The sequence below is a fragment of the Bradyrhizobium stylosanthis genome (assembly GCF_001641335.1).
GTDB classification, from domain to species: Bacteria; Pseudomonadota; Alphaproteobacteria; order Rhizobiales; family Xanthobacteraceae; genus Bradyrhizobium; species Bradyrhizobium stylosanthis.
This window is the reverse complement of sequence record NZ_LVEM01000009.1, coordinates 50,838-67,106: the sequence shown is the minus strand read 5'-3', so window position 1 is coordinate 67,106 and position 16,269 is coordinate 50,838. Positions and strand designations below refer to the sequence as shown.

The following is a 16,269-nucleotide window of genomic DNA, read 5'->3' as shown; positions in this document are numbered from 1 at the left end:
GACCGAAGCATGGATAACCGCAGCGACATCTGGCGTGGCGTCGACACGATCAAGGCGCGTTTCATCGACCTCAGCGACAAGGTCTGGGGTACGCCCGAGGTTTGTTACACCGAAGCGCGGTCCGCCGCCGAGCATCTCGCCGAGCTGCGCCATCAGGGCTTCCGCATCACCGAGAACGTTGCGGGCATCCCGACCGCGCTGATGGGCGAATGGGGCGAGGGCGGTCCGGTCATCGCCTTCATGGGTGAATATGACGCGCTGCCGGGCCTCAGCCAGGAGGCGGGCGTTGCGGAACATCGTCCGGTCGAAACCGGCGGCCATGGCCATGGCTGCGGTCACAATCTGCTCGGCTCCGCCGCGCTGCTCGCCGCGACCGCGGTCAAGGATTGGCTCGCCGCGAACAAGGTGCCGGGCCGCGTGCGCTATTACGGCTGCCCCGCCGAAGAAGGCGGCGCGGCCAAGGCCTTCATGGTGCGCTCCGGCGCGTTCGAGGACGCCGACATCGCCATCACCTGGCATCCGCACAGCTTCTGGGAGGTGGCGGTGACGCCGTCGCTCGCCAACACGCGCGCGGACTTCATCTTCACCGGCCGCACCTCGCATGCGGCCGCCTCGCCGCATCTCGGCCGCTCCGCGCTCGATGCCGTGGAACTGATGAATGTCGGCGTGAACTACATGCGCGAGCACATGCCGAGCGATGCCCGCGTGCATTACGCGCTGCTCGACACCGGCGGCATCGCCCCCAACGTGGTGCAGGCGCATGCACGCGTGCGCTATTCGATCCGCGCCCGTGATCTGCCCGGCATGAACGAGCTGGTCGGACGCGTCAGCAAGATCGCCGAGGGCGCCGCGCTGATGACCGAGACCAAGGTCGAGATGAAGATCATCTCCGCGGTCTCCAACATCCTGCCGAACACGCCGCTGGAGCAGGCGCTGCACCGGGTGATGGAAGAGCTCGGACCGCCGCATTTCGACGATGCGGACAAGGGCTTCGCCACCCAGATCCGTTCGACGCTGAGCGACAAGGACATCGCCTCGGTCTATTACGCGATCGGTATGGAGCAGACCGATCGGCCGCTGGCCGACTTCCTGGTGCCGCTCGATGCCAAGCGCAACCCGCTTGTCGGCTCGACCGACGTCGGCGACGTCAGCTGGGTGGTGCCGACCGTGCAGGTTCACGCACCGACGGTTGCGATCGGCACGCCCTTCCACACCTGGCAGGTGGTGGCGCAGGGCAAGAGCCCGCACGCCCACAAGGCCATGGTGCAGGCCGCCAAGGCGATGGCCGGGCTCGGCATCAAGGCGCTCACGGAACCGGAGCTTATCAAGGCCGCCAAGGCGGACCTGCAAAAGCGGACGACCAAGACGCCTTACGTGTGTCCGTTGCCGGACCACGTGGAGCCGCCGCTGAATATGTCCGTGGCGTAGAATTTCGCCTCGATACTTTCGTCTGATCCGGCGAACAAATTTTCTGCAGTGCAACGTGGAATCCGGCGTGTTTTGACGCCGGATTGCCGAACGGTTGGGCTGCGAAACAAAGTTTTGCCCAACGGACAGCCAGAACACCGTTTGCACACACACGGTCGCAGTTGACGGGCAGCCTATTCGGTGTGCCATCTACTGTCAGAGAAAACCCGGCGGCCGCTCGCGGCCGCCTGCATCCATACGGGAACCAGACGGGGGACAACCATGCTGGATAAAGAACTGCGTTCGATGATCGGTGACGTGAAGGACGGGCGGATGGATCGCCGCGCCTTCATCAAGCGCATGGCCGCGGTCGGCCTCACCGCCCCCCTCGCCAACCAGATCCTCGCGCTCGGCGGCGTCGCCATGGCGGAAGGTGCCCAGGTCTACAAGCCGACCAAGCGCGGCGGCGGCGGTGCGCTTAAGCTGCTGTGGTGGCAGGGCCCGACCCTGCTCAATCCGCATTTCGCCACCGGCACCAAGGACCAGGACGGCTCCCGCCTGTTCTACGAGCCGCTGGCCTGCTGGGATCCGGACGGCAACATGAAGCTGGTGCTGGCGGCGGAAATCCCCTCGCTCGAGAACGGCGGCCTGACCGCCGACGGCAAGTCGGTGACCTGGAAGCTGAAGCCCGGCGTCAAATGGCATGACGGCAAGCCGTTCACCGCCGACGACGTCGTGTTCAACTGGGAATACGCGAAGGACCCGGCGACTTCGGCGCTGACGATCGCGACGCATCGCGACATCACGGTCGAGAAGGTTGACGATCTGACCGTCCGCATCCTCTTCAAGAAGCCGACGCCGTTCTGGGCGGACGCCTTCGTCGGCGCGCCCAACACCATCATCCCGAAGCATCTGTTCAAGGACTATATGGGGTCCAAATCGCGGGAGGCGCCGACCAACCTTTCGCCGGTTGGCACCGGTCCCTACAAGTTCGTCGAGTTCAAGCCGGGCGATCTCGTCCGCGGCCAGCTCAATCCCGACTACCACATGCCGAATCGGCCTTATTTCGACACGGTCGAGATGAAGGGCGGCGGCGACGCCGTCTCGGCCGCGCGTGCGGTGATCCAGACCGGCGAATATGATTTCGGCTGGAACATCCAGGTCGAGGACGACGTGCTGCTGCGCCTGGAGAAGGGCGGCAAGGGCAAGACCATCTACGCCGTGGGCGGCGACACCGAGTTCATCGCGCTCAATTTCACCGATCCCAACACCGAGGTGGACGGCGAGCGCTCGTCGATGAAGACCAAGCACCCGCTGTTCTCCGATCCCGCGGTCCGCAAGGCGCTGTCGATGCTGGTCGATCGCGAGTCGGTGAAGAAGGCGATCTACGGCCGTGCCGGCCGCACCACCGCCAACTTCCTCAACGGCCCGGAGAAATTCGTCTCGAAGAACACCTCCTGGGAGTTCAGCATCGAGAAGGCCTCGAAGCTGCTCGACGACGCCGGCTGGAAGCCGGGCGCGGACGGCATCCGCGAGAAGGACGGCAAGAAGCTGAAGCTGCTCTACCAGACCTCGATCAACGGGCCGCGTCAGAAGACGCAGGCGATCATCAAGCAGGCTTGCCAGAAGGCCGGTATCGACGTCGAGCTGAAGTCGGTGGTGGCCTCCGTGTTCTTCTCCTCCGACGTCGCCAACCCCGACACCTATGCGCATTTCTACGCTGACCTCGAGATGTTCCAGATCCCGCTGAGCCAGCCGGACCCGTCGCAGCACATGCGCCGCTATATGTCGACCAACGTCGCCACCAAGGAGAACAAGTGGCAGGGAACGAACTTCCCGCGCTGGGTCAACAAGGAGTACGACGCGGCGATCGAGGCCGCCGAAAGCGAAATGGATCCGGTCAAGCGCGCCTCGCATTACATCAAGGCCAACGATCTGATGTTCCAGGACACCGTGTTCATTCCGGTGCAGCACCGTCTGAAGGTCGAGGCGGCGGCCAACAATCTGCGTCCGATCATCAGCGGCTGGGCCAACGAAACCGACAATCTGCACGACTGGTACCGCGAGGAATGATCCCCCAGCTCTAGACGGGATCCTCCCCAATGAGTCAGTACGTCCTGCGTCGCCTGCTGATCGCGATTCCGAGCCTGCTCGGAATCTCGGTCGTGCTGTTCGTCGTGCTCGCGCTCGCGCCCGGCGATCCGTTCTCGGAGCTGGCGACGAATCCGAACGTGCCGCCCGAAGTGCAGGCCGCACTTCGGGCCAAGTTCGGTCTCGATGATCCGATCTATCTCCGTTACCTGCATTGGCTCAACGCCATGATGCACGGTGACTGGGGGTTCTCCTTCGTCAGCCGGATGAACGTCGATACGCTGATCCTCCAGCGTCTGCCGGCCACGCTCTATGTGATCGGCTCGGCGCAGATCCTGGCGCTCCTGGTCGCAATTCCCGTCGGCGTCTATGCGGCGACGAAGCCCTATTCGCTGTTCGACCAGATCGCGAACACGTTCGCTTTCATCGGGTTCTCACTGCCGACCTTCTTCACCGGCCTGCTGTTCATCCTGATCTTCTCGGTGACGCTGGACTGGCTGCCTTTCGTCTACACCACGGACGTCAAGGCGACCGGCATCCACTGGGTGCTCGAGATGATCCGGCAGGCGATCATGCCGGTGGCGGTGCTCGGCCTGTTCCAGGCGGCGTCGATGACGCGCTTCGTGCGCTCGGCGATGCTCGACGTCATCAGGCTCGACTACGTCACCACGGCGCGGGCCAAGGGCCTCGGACAGGCCACGGTCATCGTCAAGCACGTGATGCGCAACGCCATGATCCCGGTGGTCACGCTGATCGCGCTGCAGATGCCCGCCGTGTTCGGCGGCGCCATCGTCACCGAGCAGATCTTCCGCATTCCCGGCATCGGCTCGCTGCTGATCTCCTCCATCCTTTCCAACGACACGCCGGTGGTGATGGCCGTCACCTTCGTCTTCGCGTGCCTCGTGGTGCTGTTCAACCTCATCGCGGACGTCCTTTATGGCTGGCTTGACCCTCGCATCTCCCTCCGCTGAGCGGGGCGTCTACTCGCCATGGCGCGAGATGTGGCGGCGCTACAGCCGCCACAAGCTCGCCGTGGTCAGCGCCTTCCTGCTCCTCGTTCTCATCCTCGCCGTCGTGGCCGGGCCGTTCGTCTGGCGCGTCAAGATCAACGACATCGACGTGATCGCCGGCATGCAGGGCCCCTCGCTCGCGCATCCGTTCGGGACCGACGATCTTGGTCAGGATATCCTGGCGCGGATGATCTATGGCGGCCGCATCTCGCTTGCGGTCGGCCTTGCCGCGATGCTGGTGTCGGTCTTCATCGGCGTGCTGATCGGCGCGCTCGCCGGCATGTCGCGCGGCGCGCTCGGCCATGGCTTGATGTGGCTCACCGACCTGTTCCTGTCGCTGCCGCAACTGCCGCTGCTGCTGCTGCTGATCTATCTCTTCCGGGACGGGCTGAAGCAGGTGTTCGGGGCCGAGGGCGGCATCTTCGTCCTGATCGTGCTCGTGATCGGCGGCCTGCGCTGGATGCCGGTCGCGCGTCTCGTGCGCGCGCAGTTCCTGTCGATCCGCGAAAAGGAGTTCGTCGAGGCCGCCCGCGCGCTCGGCGCAAGCCCGGTGCGCCAGGTGGTGCGGCACATCCTGCCCAATGCGCTTGGTCCGGTGATCATCGCCGGCACCATCGACGTTGCGGCCGCCATCATCGCGGAATCGACGCTGTCCTTCCTCGGCCTCGGCTTTCCGCCTGATACACCGACATGGGGGCGGCTGTTGTTCGACGCCAAGGACTTCCTCGATATCGGTCCGCACTGGGCGCTGTTCCCGGGCGGCGCGATCTTCATCGCGGTGGTCGCCATCAACTTCATCGGCGACGGTCTGCGGGACGCGCTCGACGCGCGGCGGGTGATCTGATGGCGCCGCTGCTCGAGATCAAGGGTCTCAAGACCCACTTCTCCACCGACGACGGCATCCTCCAGGCCGTCGACGGCGTCGACATCACCATCAACAAGGGCGAAACGCTCTGCGTCGTCGGCGAATCCGGCTGTGGCAAGACCGTGACGGCAATGTCGATCCTCAAGCTGATCGCGATGCCGCCGGGGCGCATTGCGGCCGGCCAGATCATTTTCGAGGGACGCGATCTCGTGCCGCTCACGAGCAACGAGCTCGACGATATCCGTGCCAAGGAGATCGGCTTCATCTTCCAGGAGCCGATGACCTCACTCAATCCGGTGCTCACCATCGGCGAGCAGATCGCCGAGAGCCTGCGCCGCCATGAAGGGCTGACCAGGAAGCAGGCGCTCGAGCGCACCATCGAGATGCTGAAGCTGGTGCAGATCCCCAACGCCGAAGGCCGCGTGCACAATTATCCGCACCAGTTCTCCGGCGGCATGCGCCAGCGCGTGATGATCGCGATGGCGCTCGCCTGCAAGCCGAAGCTGATCATCGCCGACGAGCCGACCACCGCGCTCGACGTCACCATCCAGGCGCAGATCCTGGATCTCCTGCAGGACATGAAGGAGCGCTTCGGCATGGCGGTGATGCTGATCACCCATGCCATGGGCGTCGTTGCCGAGACCGCGCAGCGCGTCGTCGTGATGTATGCCGGCAAGGTGGTGGAGGAGGCGCCGGTCGACGATCTGTTCGGCGATCCCCGCCATCCCTACACCCAGGGCCTGATCCGCTCGATCCCGCGCATCGACCTCGACAGCGAGCACAAGACGCGGCTCGAGGCGATCGGCGGCTCGGTGCCGATCCTGATCAACCCGCCGGTCGGCTGCCGCTTTGCGCCGCGCTGCAAGTTTGCCATGGACGTCTGCATCGAGAAGGAGCCGCTGCTCCGCGAGGTCAAGCCCGGTCATCGCATGGCCTGTCATCTGGGGGATGCGCAGTTGGGAGCAGCGTCATGAGCGAACCCTTGCTCCGCGTCAGCGGTCTGAAGAAACATTTCCCCGTGCTCGGTGGCGTGTTGTCGCGCCAGGTCGGGACGGTCTACGCCGTCGACGGCGTGTCGTTCTCGGTCAATCGCGGCGAGACCCTCGGCCTCGTCGGCGAATCCGGCTGCGGCAAGTCCACCACGGGCCGCTGCGTGCTGCGCCTGATCGAGCCGACCGACGGCGAGGTCACCTTCGACGGCCAGAACGTGCGCGAGCTCAGCGGCACCGACCTGCGCGCGATGCGCCGGAACATGCAGCTGGTGTTCCAGGATCCGTTCGCCTCGCTCAATCCGCGCATGACGGTCGGCGCCATTCTCGGCGAGGCCTTTACCATCCACAATCTCGCATCCTCCGCCAAGGAGCGCGAGGAGCGCGTCGCGGGCCTGCTCGTGAAGGTCGGGCTCAAGGCCGAGCACATGCGGCGCTATCCGCACGAATTCTCCGGCGGTCAGCGTCAGCGCATCGTGATCGCGCGCGCGCTCGCGGTCGAGCCGAAGCTGATCGTCTGCGACGAGCCGGTCTCCGCGCTCGACGTCTCGATCCAGGCCCAGGTCATCAACCTACTGGAAGACCTCCAGGCCGAGCTGAACCTCACTTATCTCTTCGTCGCGCACGACCTCTCGGTGGTCGAGCACATCTCCGACCGCGTGGCGGTGATGTATCTCGGACGCATCGTCGAGCTCGCCAAGGCCAGCGACCTCTACCGCAACCCGCAGCATCCCTACACCAGGGCGCTGCTGTCGGCGGTGCCGGTGCCAGATCCAAAGCTCAAGCGCGAGCGCATTCGCCTCAAGGGCGACGTGCCGAGCCCGATGAAGCCGCCGTCGGGCTGCCACTTCCACACCCGCTGCCCGATCGCCCAGCCGCGCTGCGCGGAAAGCGCACCCGAGCTGAAGGAAGGGGCGGGCGGACACTTCGTGGCGTGCCACCTGGCTTAGTGTGCTGACCCCGCAGGGTGGGCAAAGCGCAAGCGTGCCCACCTTTTCATGCGACGGACGGTGGGCACGGCGCGACGCGCCTTCGCCCACCCTGGCATCTTCATCCCGGACGCAGGCCGTGCGCCGAAAGCGCCTGCCTGAACGCCTCCACCGACGTGTGGTGATGCGCGAGCAGCCCCGCCTCGCGCGCTCCCGCGACATTGGCGGCGAGATCGTCGACGAACAGGACGTTTTCCGGCGCTACCTGCAGCTCCGACAGGCAGCGGCGATAGCAATCCGGGTCCGGCTTCGCCGTCTTGAACCGGGCCGAGGCGTAGATTCTCGCGCCGAACAACGGCCGCAAGTCCGGCACCAGCGTGTCGATATGGTCGGCGACCAGCGTGGTGTTGTTGGTCAGGACGGCAACATCGACGGTCTCGCCCAGGCGGCGGGCGATCTCCAGCATGGCGAGATCGGCCTGCATCGAACGCCGCCGCGCCTCCACCCATTCGCCCAGCGACAGCGGATAGCCGATGCGTTCGCCAAAGCCCCGTAGATAGTCCGCCGCGTCGAGCGCGCCGGAGTCGCCGAGCGCCTCGAAGCCGCTCTCCCAGATCGCAGCGTGGACGAACGCGCTGGTTGTCCCCGCCAGCTCTGCGAGGCAAGCGACGCGCTTTGCCCTGTCGTAGTCGCAGAGCACGTTGTCCATGTCGAACAGGACAAGCTTGATATCTTCACTCACGGCCACACTCTCGGACCGGCCGAACATCCGGCCGCGATCCGAGTCATATCGCGCCCCGACGCGGGCGACAAATCGGCGCCGGCGTCAGGTGCTCGGATGCGCTGGCTGCATCTCTACAGTTGCGCCCTGGCGACCGCGTCATCCCTCCAGGGTGAAACCGACGCGCAGCGTCACCTGATAATGGCGCACGGTGTTGTTCTCGATATGGCCGCGCGTCTGCACCACCTCGAACCATTTCATGTCGCGGACGGTCTTGGCGGCGCGGCCGACCGCGTTCTTGATCGCATCCTCGATCGAGGTCTCGGATGATCCGACCAGTTCCAGGATCTTGTAGACGTGATCCTTTTCGGCTGTGGGCATGAGGTGTCTCCCCTTGTGCTGTGGCAGGCCTGGATACCGCTCCCGCGGTCGGGCCTCACTGTGAACGGGCACCTGTGCGCCGGGTTCCGTGTCCGGCGATGGCCAGCATCGCACCAGCCGAGGTGGAGTGGCCAGCGCCTAGCTGCTAAGCGCTGGGCATGGATTCGGCGCGGCGCGACAGGACGATCGGCTCTCTCTGCCTCTGCGTGACCGCGTTCGGCTGGGCGCTGAACTGGCCGCTGATGAAGCTGTTGCTGCAGCAATGGCCGCCCTTGTTCGCCCGCGGGCTTGCCGGTGTCTGTGCCTCGCTCATTCTCGGGGGCCTCGCGCTGAGCCGGAAGGAATCTTTCGCGGTGCCGCGCGAGGCAATCCCGCGGCTGCTGTTTGCGACCCTCACCAATGTCTTCGCCTGGATGGGGCTCGGAACGGTCGCGATGAAATACGTGACCGTGAGCGAAGGCGCGCTGCTCGCCTACACCATGCCGATCTGGGCCATGCTGTTCGCCTGGCCGGTGCTGCATACGCGGCCGACCTTGCGGGATGTTTGCGGGCTCGTCCTCGGCGTCGCCGGTGTTGCACTGCTCCTTAGCGGCAACGGATTTGCGTTCGGCACCGACAAGCTGCTCGGGATTGCCCTCGCTCTGTCCTGCGCCATCCTGTTCGCGCTCGGCAATGTGCTCAACCGCAAGCCGCTGCCGATGCCGCCGCTGGTCGTCGTCGCCTGGCAGGTCGGGCTCGGCTGCGCCACCATGCTGGTTCTCGGCGTGCTGTTCGAGCAACCCAATGTTTCGGCGATCACCCCGCTGGGACTGGGCTGTTTCGTCTATATGACGCTGGTGCCGATGGGGCTCTGCTACGTCACCTGGTTCGAGACGTTGCGCCGCCTGCCGCCGACCACCGCCTCGACCGGCATGCTGATCGTCCCCGTGATCGGCGTGATCTCCGCCGCGATCATCCTGGGCGAGCCGCTGGGCTATCGCGAATGGATGGCGATGGCGCTCACGCTCGGCGGCGTGACGTTGGCATTGCAGCGGGCCTAGAGGCGTTGTTGCGCGGCCTGCGACGAAGCCGGTGCGAGCTGTGCTTGTCTCCACAGCAATCCCAGCAGGAGAAGCAGCAGCGCCATCAGCGCGAAGCCGCCCAAGGCGGGCGCGAAGTCCTGACCTGGCTTCTGCACGGCAAGCCGAGCCGACTGCAGCAGCCCATAGGCGCCGGCGAGCAGGATCAACCCGTACATCCAGCTTCGTATGCGCGGGCTCGCCAGCCCGGCGAGATCGGGCAGGATCAATGCAAGACCGATCCCCAGTATCGGCAGGTCGTAATCATAGGCGTAAGGGCTGATCATCACCGACACCATCACCGCGATGCCGAGTGCGAAACTGGATGACGTGGCGCGTGCCGTGGCGAACAGGACCGCGCACAAGGCCAGCGCCGCAACGATCACCTGTCCCCAAAAGGAGATGTTGGCCGAAAGGCCGGCTTGGTAGAGCGCCGCATAGGCCGAGACCATGCGATAGAGCGGATAGAAGCCCTGCTCGAGATAGCTCGCCGATTCCTTGATCGCGCCCAGCCACGCCGTCCAGATCTGCCAGCCGAACAGGAGCGTGCAGAGCAGTGAGCTCGCCAGTACGACGGCTGTAGCCGTCGCGAGCGCGATCCAGTGCCGCGTCGCCAGCAGATAGACGCCGACGGCAATGGCAAGATGCGGCTTGATCACCATCGCGCCGAGGGCTAGGCCTGCGAGAAGCGGTCTCCGTTCGACGTTGAGGCACACGAGCGCGATCAGCGCGCCGGTGAGAAAGCCGTTCTGCCCGGAGCCGATGGTGATCGCCAGCGCCGGAAACAGGATCACCAGTACGTGCGCGAAATTCACGTCCGCGATCCTGCGCAGCACCGCGAGATAGAGCGCGAGAGTGCCGGCCGTGAACAGGAGATAGGCGAGCCCGACCGGCAGGAAGGCGAGCGGCGCGAGCAGGAGAGCGTATTGCGGCGGATAGGTCCAGGGCATGAAGCCGGTCGCGCCGCCGGCGGCCTCGAGCTGCATCTTCAGCAGCGCGGCGAAGTGATAGATCTGGTCGAGGTCGCCGCGCCAGACGCGCTGCGCGACGATGTGGAAGGCGTCGAAGTCGGCGAGCTCGCGGTCGGCCCAGCCGCCCCAGCGGGCGAACCAGAACGTCTTGAAAGCGACGATCGCCGTCAGCGCGGCCAGCGCCAGACGCACATAGGTCGCCCGCTTCGACGGCGAGAGCTGAACCTGTTCCAGTGTGTCGGCCAGCATGGCGGCTGCAACCTCGTACCTGACGGATTGGCGGCCGGGCGGGCAGGTCCGCAGATCCCTGCCAAACTGCCATTGGAGCCTTAAGGGACGGTAACGAATCCGGAAGGATTTTGGCGGGTGGTCCCGCTCCTTCAGGAATCAAGGCACGGGATTCGGCCGGATCGTCATCGGTCCCGCACCCAATGACGCATTGTTCGTTTCGCGCGAGCAATCGAGATGTCTTTTCGAAATCGCCCGGGGGCGTCGACCGGGTGTGCTTGCCGGTTCAGGGACAGGCAAGCTAACTTCGGCGCGCTTCCTTAAATGTGCGATGTGCAGCGATGATCGACCGTTGGACGAAGGGCGCTCTGATCGCGATCGGTCTGTCGGCCATGACCGCACCTGTCGTCGCGCAGGACGATCTCGGCGATGCGCCCGGCACGATGTCGCTGCAGATCACCACCGATCCCTCCACGATCGAGTGCCGCAAGCTGGAGACGGTCAATCCCACCTCGCTCGCGTTCCTGTCGCTGCGCCGGACGTTCAACGACGATTTCGACGAGCACCCGCTCGCGACGGGGCGTTGGGTGCCGCATTATGCCGGCGGTGCGGCGTGGCCGGAGGCACGCTACTGGGGCGGTGACGGTTCGGACTTCAAGCGCAAGACCAGCGCCAATGGCGAGCAGCAGATTTATGTCGATCCGCGCTACGCCGGGCGCGGCGCTGCGCCGCTCGGGCTCGATCCGTTCAAGGTCAGGGACGGCGTATTGTCGATCGTTGCCAGCCGCACGCCGCCGGAATTGAAATCGGTGCTGTTCAACAACGACTACATTTCCGGGATCCTGACGACACAAGGCACGTTCGCGCAGAAGCACGGCTATTTCGAAATCCGCGCCAAGGTCCCGGTCGGCCATGCGGTGTGGCCGGCGTTCTGGATGCTGGCGGACGACGGCGGCTGGCCGCCGGAGGTCGACGTGCTGGAGGGGCGCGGCGAGCGGCCGGGCGATCTGGTCATGACCACGCATTGGCGGATACCGTCGACCCAGAAGATCCAGTCCTGCGGCTTCGATTTCTCGGTTGGCGATGCGTCGAGCACCTTCCACAATTACGGTGTGCTGTGGGCGGAGGATCGCCTGGTCTATTTCATCGACCGCCGGCCGGTCTCCGACATCAAGGTGCCGATCGGCTTCGACGATCCCATGTACATGATCGTCAATCTCGCGATCGGATCGAAATTCTTTGTCGGTGTCGGGCCGGTCGACGCGGAATCGCCGCCGAGCGTCGCCTTCGAGATCGACCGGATCTCCGTCTATCAGATCGATATGGAGCAGGCGCGGAGATAGCGATGTCAGCTGATGTCTCGCGGCGCGAATTTGCGGGATTTGCGGGCCTCGCCGCACTTGGCGCGGCGACCGGCGTAAGAGCCGCAGAGACCGCTCCGGCCGATCCTCACGCGCCCGCGCCCTTTCCGAAGGATTTCCTGTGGGGCACGGCGACCTCGTCCTATCAGATCGAGGGTGCCGTCAACGAGGATGGGCGCGGCAAGTCGATCTGGGACGTCTTCAGCCACACGCCCGGCAAGATCGAGGACGGCTCGACCGGCGATCGCGCCAACGAGCACTATCATCGCTACAAGGAGGACGCCGCGCTGATCAAGGCGCTCGGCGTCAAGGCCTATCGTTTCTCCATCGCATGGCCGCGCGTGTTTCCCGAGGGATCGGGCCAGCCCAATCCAAAGGGGCTCGATTTCTACAGCCGCCTCGTCGACGAGCTGCTCGCGAACGGCATCGAGCCCTACGCCACGCTCTATCACTGGGACCTGCCGCAGGCGCTGCAGGACCGCGTCGGCGGCTGGCAATCGAGCGACACGTCAAAGGCCTTTGCCGATTACGCAGCCTACGTCGCCGCTCGCTTGACCGATCGCGTGAAGACCATCTTCACCGTGAACGAGGTCGGGCGTTTCCTGAATTTCGGCTATGGCTGGGGCATCGACGCGCCGGGCCTGAAGCTGCCGACCGGGCAGCTCAACCAGGCCCGCCATCACGTCGCGCTCGGGCACGGGCTCGCCGTGCAGGCGATACGCGCGTCAGGACGGGCCGGCACGCGGGTGGGCGCAGCCGAGAACATCGCCGCTTGCGTACCGGCGATCGCAACGCCGGAGAATGTCCGCGCCGCCGAGATCGCGACGCGCGAGCTCAATGCCGGCTTCCTCGGCGTGGTGCTGGAGGGCAAGTACAGCGACGGTTTCCTCGCTTTTGCCGGCGCCGACGCGCCGAAATTCACGCCCGAGGAGTTGAAGATCATCGGCACGCCGAACGATTTCGTCGGCCTCAACATCTATGCGCCGCAGTACTACGTCACCGCCTCCGACCGCGCGCCGGGCTTCCACGTGCTGCCGTTCCCGACCTCGTTCCCGCACATGAACTCGGAATGGTTGCGGGTCGGCCCCGAGGTGATCTACTGGGCGCCGCGCCTCGCCGCGAAGATCTGGAACATCGAGAACATCTACATCAGCGAGAACGGTACCTCGTCGGAGGACAGGATCGCCGCCGACGGCCAGGTCTACGACCTCGACCGCATCATGTTCCTGCGCAACTATCTGACCCAGATGCAGCGCGCGATCAGCGAAGGCGTGCCGATCCGCGGCTATTTCCTGTGGAGCCTGATGGACAATTTCGAATGGATCTTCGGCTACAGCAAGCGCTTCGGCCTCTATCGCGTCGACTTCGAGACGCAGGCAAGGGTGCCGAAGCTGAGCGCCGCGTTCTATCGTGACGTGGTGGCACGGAATGCGATCGGGATGTGAGTGCCGCCCCTACGGATCCAGCTCCGTATCCCAGTACAGATAGTCCAGCCAGCTATCGTGCAGATAGTTCGGCGGGAACAGGCGGCCGTTGCGGTGGAGCTGGTGCACGGTCGGTGCGAACGCGGTCTGGCGCGGAAACATCTTGGCTTGCGCGGGCGTGAGATTGCCCTTGCGCAGATTGCACGGCGAGCATGCAGCGACCACGTTCTCCCAGGTGGTCTGGCCGCCTTTGCTGCGGGGAATGATGTGGTCGAAGGTGAGGTCTTCGGGCGAGCCGCAATATTGGCAGGCGAAACGATCGCGCAGGAAGACGTTGAACCGTGTGAAGGCAGGGTGGGTGGTCGGCTTGACGAAGGATTTGAGCGAGACGACGCTCGGCAGCTGCATTTGCAGCGTGGGGCTGTGGACCGCCTGATCGTAGTGAGCGACGATGTTGACGCGGTCGAGGAACACCGCCTTGATCGCGTCCTGCCACGACCACAGAGACAGTGGGTAGTAACTCAGCGGCCGGAAGTCCGCATTCAGCACCAACACCGGCCAACTGCCTTGCGAGACATGTGCGTTCAAGTAACGCTCCCGGCCTCCAATGTACGCTGCGAAGCAGCATGTATTGACATACTACATGCAGCGTGACGGGATTGTGAAGCCCGTTGAGCGACTTATTCAGGCGCATGCAATGCGGCGGCGGGGTGGCAAAGACGCTCAAAAACGCCGCGATTCGGGGAGGGGTCCATGCGAGGCTGGCTCGCCGCGCTGCTCGTGGCCATGCTCGGCGCGGGGCCGAATGGGCCTGCTGCGGCCGAGGATTATCCGGCGCGCCCCGTCACCATGATCGTACCGTTCCCCGCGGGCGGGGCCACCGACACCCTGGCGCGGTTCCTCGGCGAGCGCCTGAACGTGGTGCTGAAGCAGCCAATCGTGATCGAGAATGTCGGCGGTGCCGCGGGCTCGCTCGGCGTCGGCCGCGCGGTCCGCGCTGCGCCCGACGGCTACACCCTGTCGATCGGAACCTCGACCACGCATATGCTGACGGGCGGGCTCTACGCCCTGCCGTTCGATCTGCTCCACGATCTCGAGCCGGTCATCCTGATCGGCAGCGAGCCACTGCTGATCGTCGGCCGCAAGGATCTTCCCGCCGACGATCTCAAGCAACTAATCGCGTGGCTGAAGGCGAATCCGGACAAGGCCTCGGTCGGCATCGCGGGCGTCGGCGCTACCGGCCATCTCGCCGGCATCGCCTTGCAGAAGGCGACCGGCACGACATTCCAGTTCGTGCCCTATCGCGGCAACGGGCCGGCGATGCAGGACCTCGTCGCCGGCCAGATCGACGCGATGATCGAGCCGGCGTCGAACTTCAAGGCGCTGGTCGGCGCCGGCAGCATCAAGACGTATGCCGTGACCAGCAAGGCCCGCTCGCCGTCGTGGTCGAACATTCCGTCGGCCGACGAAGCGGGACTGTCAGGCTATTCCGCCTCGCTCTGGTACGGGCTGTGGGTGCCGAAGGGCACGCCGAAGGACATCGCCGCAAAGCTCAATGCCGCCATGGTGGAGATCCTGGCGAGCCCGCAGGTCACGCAACGCTTTGCCGAGCTCGGCATCCAGGTCTCGCCGCTCGCCCAGCAATCGCCGGAGGCGCTGCGCGCGTACCAGAAGGACGAAGCGGATCGCTGGTGGCCGATCATCAGGGCGTCAGGCGTGAAGGTGGAGTAGGGGTGTTGGGAGTGTTGAACGATCACATCCTTCGCCGGGACGACGTTGGGAAGTGGCGTCGTCCAAATAACGTCTTCGTCGCTATTCCCGCACCCGCTCCAGCTTCTGCAGGCACCGCGTCGCGCGCACCTCGGCCGGCATCTCCTGATCGCCAAAGCTCGCCTTCCAGTTGGTCACGCCGACCTCGCCGACATAGATATCGCCCCTCGAATCCAGCGCGAGGCCGTGCGGCGCCAGGAATTTACCGCTGGCGACACCCGGGCCGTCCTCGCCGCCGAGCCGGGCGATGCGTTTGCCTTGCGCATCGACGATCGAGAGCCGCGGGCCGAGATTGGGCACATTGCGGTTGATGTCGAGGCCGGGGCCGAGCTCGCCGATCACGAAGGTCGGGCTCTTGGCGCCGCCGCAGCAGCACAGCGCGCAGGGGCGGTGCAGATTGTTCCACTGCGTCTCGTATCTGCCCTCGCCGTCGAACACCTGCACGCGATGGTTCTCGCGGTCGGCAACATAGACCCAGCCATCGGCATCGGTGGCGATATTGTGCACGATGTTGAACTGGCCGGGATCGGTGCCCGGCTCGCCCCAGCTTTTGATCAGCTTGCCGTCCGGCGTGTATTTGTGCACGCGCGCATTGCCGTAGCCGTCGGAGACGTAGATCTCGCCCTTCGGCGACAGCGCGGTGTGGGTGCAGCGATGAAACGGCTCGCCGCTCATGAATGGTGCCGGCTTCTTGGGGATGCCGATCGTCAGCAGCACCTTGCCGTCGGTGGTGCATTTGCGCACGGTGTGGTCGCCGTCGTCGGTGCAATAGAGATTGTCGTCGGCATCGATATGCAGGCCGTGCGCGCGCGAGAACAGGCCTTCGCCAAAGCTGCGCAGGAAGTTACCCTCGCGATCCAGCACCACCATCGGATGGGCACCGCGGTTGAAGACGTAGACGCGGTCCTTGCTGTCCACGGCGACCGAGGCGACGTCGGTCAGCGTCCAGCCGTCAGGTAGTTTCGCGAAGTTTTCGACGACGCGGTAGCGGTGGTCGCCGCTGCCGAGAATGGCTGGCATGGGTGGTCTCCTTTATTCATCGTCGCGGTGTGACACTGTCTCCA

At 65.1% G+C, this 16,269-nt stretch carries 15 protein-coding genes; 10 read left to right on the top strand and 5 right to left on the bottom strand.

The annotated features are described in order from the left end of the window. The first annotated feature begins 9 nt into the window (after nucleotides 1-9). From A7X65_RS38830 to A7X65_RS38805, 6 genes are all read left to right on the top strand, one after another. Nucleotides 10-1,428 carry a M20 family metallopeptidase gene (locus A7X65_RS38830; protein WP_063694692.1) on the top strand — a complete coding sequence of 473 codons (1,419 nt, stop codon included), beginning with the start codon at nucleotides 10-12 and terminating at the stop codon, nucleotides 1,426-1,428. A gap of 261 nt (nucleotides 1,429-1,689) precedes the next feature. After that, nucleotides 1,690-3,480 carry a peptide ABC transporter substrate-binding protein gene (locus tag A7X65_RS38825; RefSeq protein WP_063694691.1) on the top strand — a complete coding sequence of 597 codons (1,791 nt, stop codon included), beginning with the start codon at nucleotides 1,690-1,692 and terminating at the stop codon, nucleotides 3,478-3,480. A 29-nt stretch (nucleotides 3,481-3,509) separates the two neighbouring features. After that, nucleotides 3,510-4,469, top strand: a complete 960-nt coding sequence (locus A7X65_RS38820; RefSeq protein ID WP_063694690.1) for an ABC transporter permease — start codon at nucleotides 3,510-3,512, stop codon at nucleotides 4,467-4,469. After that, a complete protein-coding gene (locus A7X65_RS38815; RefSeq protein WP_063694689.1) occupies nucleotides 4,435-5,352 on the top strand; it encodes an ABC transporter permease in 918 nt (305 codons plus the stop codon). Before A7X65_RS38820 ends, A7X65_RS38815 begins: the two co-directional genes overlap by 35 nt. After that, the gene (locus tag A7X65_RS38810) at nucleotides 5,352-6,347 is read left to right on the top strand and encodes an ABC transporter ATP-binding protein (RefSeq protein WP_063694688.1); all 996 of its coding nucleotides are present in this window, start codon (nucleotides 5,352-5,354) and stop codon (nucleotides 6,345-6,347) included. The genes A7X65_RS38815 and A7X65_RS38810 overlap by 1 nt, the downstream gene beginning before the upstream one ends. Next, complete coding sequence (locus A7X65_RS38805) at nucleotides 6,344-7,312, top strand: ABC transporter ATP-binding protein (protein WP_063694687.1); 969 nt, start codon at nucleotides 6,344-6,346, stop codon at nucleotides 7,310-7,312. Before A7X65_RS38810 ends, A7X65_RS38805 begins: the two co-directional genes overlap by 4 nt. A 100-nt stretch (nucleotides 7,313-7,412) precedes the next feature. On the opposite strand, the gene A7X65_RS38800 is transcribed toward A7X65_RS38805, so the two are convergent. Together A7X65_RS38800 and A7X65_RS38795 are read right to left on the bottom strand one after the other, a co-directional pair. After that, nucleotides 7,413-8,060 carry an HAD family hydrolase gene (locus A7X65_RS38800; RefSeq protein ID WP_063694686.1) on the bottom strand — a complete coding sequence of 216 codons (648 nt, stop codon included), beginning with the start codon at nucleotides 8,058-8,060 and terminating at the stop codon, nucleotides 7,413-7,415. Nucleotides 8,061-8,171: 111 nt separating this feature from the next. Further along, nucleotides 8,172-8,393, bottom strand: a complete 222-nt coding sequence (locus tag A7X65_RS38795; protein ID WP_063694685.1) for a dodecin — start codon at nucleotides 8,391-8,393, stop codon at nucleotides 8,172-8,174. 158 nt (nucleotides 8,394-8,551) lie between these two features. On the opposite strand from A7X65_RS38795, the gene A7X65_RS38790 reads away from it, so the two are divergent. Continuing rightward, nucleotides 8,552-9,433, top strand: a complete 882-nt coding sequence (locus A7X65_RS38790) for a DMT family transporter (protein WP_063694684.1) — start codon at nucleotides 8,552-8,554, stop codon at nucleotides 9,431-9,433. Here A7X65_RS38790 and A7X65_RS38785 read toward each other — a convergent pair. Continuing rightward, nucleotides 9,430-10,671, bottom strand: coding sequence for a glycosyltransferase family 87 protein (locus tag A7X65_RS38785; protein ID WP_063694683.1), 1,242 nt, complete (start codon nucleotides 10,669-10,671; stop codon nucleotides 9,430-9,432). The two genes, A7X65_RS38790 and A7X65_RS38785, sit on opposite strands and share 4 nt — an antisense overlap. 320 nt (nucleotides 10,672-10,991) lie before the next feature. Here A7X65_RS38785 and A7X65_RS38780 point away from each other — a divergent pair, with 320 nt between their 5' ends. Both A7X65_RS38780 and A7X65_RS38775 read left to right on the top strand, forming a co-directional pair. After that, nucleotides 10,992-11,993: a glycoside hydrolase family 16 protein gene (locus tag A7X65_RS38780; RefSeq protein ID WP_063694682.1), complete on the top strand. Its 1,002-nt coding sequence runs from the start codon at nucleotides 10,992-10,994 to the stop codon at nucleotides 11,991-11,993. 2 nt (nucleotides 11,994-11,995) lie between these two features. Then, complete coding sequence (locus A7X65_RS38775; protein ID WP_063694681.1) at nucleotides 11,996-13,456, top strand: GH1 family beta-glucosidase; 1,461 nt, start codon at nucleotides 11,996-11,998, stop codon at nucleotides 13,454-13,456. Nucleotides 13,457-13,465: 9 nt separating this feature from the next. Here the strand turns inward: A7X65_RS38775 and A7X65_RS38770 are convergent, their stop codons facing one another. Further along, nucleotides 13,466-14,023, bottom strand: a complete 558-nt coding sequence (locus A7X65_RS38770) for an HNH endonuclease (RefSeq protein ID WP_063694680.1) — start codon at nucleotides 14,021-14,023, stop codon at nucleotides 13,466-13,468. Nucleotides 14,024-14,188: 165 nt separating this feature from the next. Between A7X65_RS38770 and A7X65_RS38765 the strand changes: the two genes are divergently transcribed. After that, nucleotides 14,189-15,166 carry a Bug family tripartite tricarboxylate transporter substrate binding protein gene (locus tag A7X65_RS38765; RefSeq protein ID WP_063694679.1) on the top strand — a complete coding sequence of 326 codons (978 nt, stop codon included), beginning with the start codon at nucleotides 14,189-14,191 and terminating at the stop codon, nucleotides 15,164-15,166. A gap of 81 nt (nucleotides 15,167-15,247) precedes the next feature. On the opposite strand, the gene A7X65_RS38760 is transcribed toward A7X65_RS38765, so the two are convergent. Further along, complete coding sequence (locus tag A7X65_RS38760) at nucleotides 15,248-16,225, bottom strand: peptidyl-alpha-hydroxyglycine alpha-amidating lyase family protein (RefSeq protein ID WP_063694678.1); 978 nt, start codon at nucleotides 16,223-16,225, stop codon at nucleotides 15,248-15,250. Nucleotides 16,226-16,269: the final 44 nt, after the last annotated feature.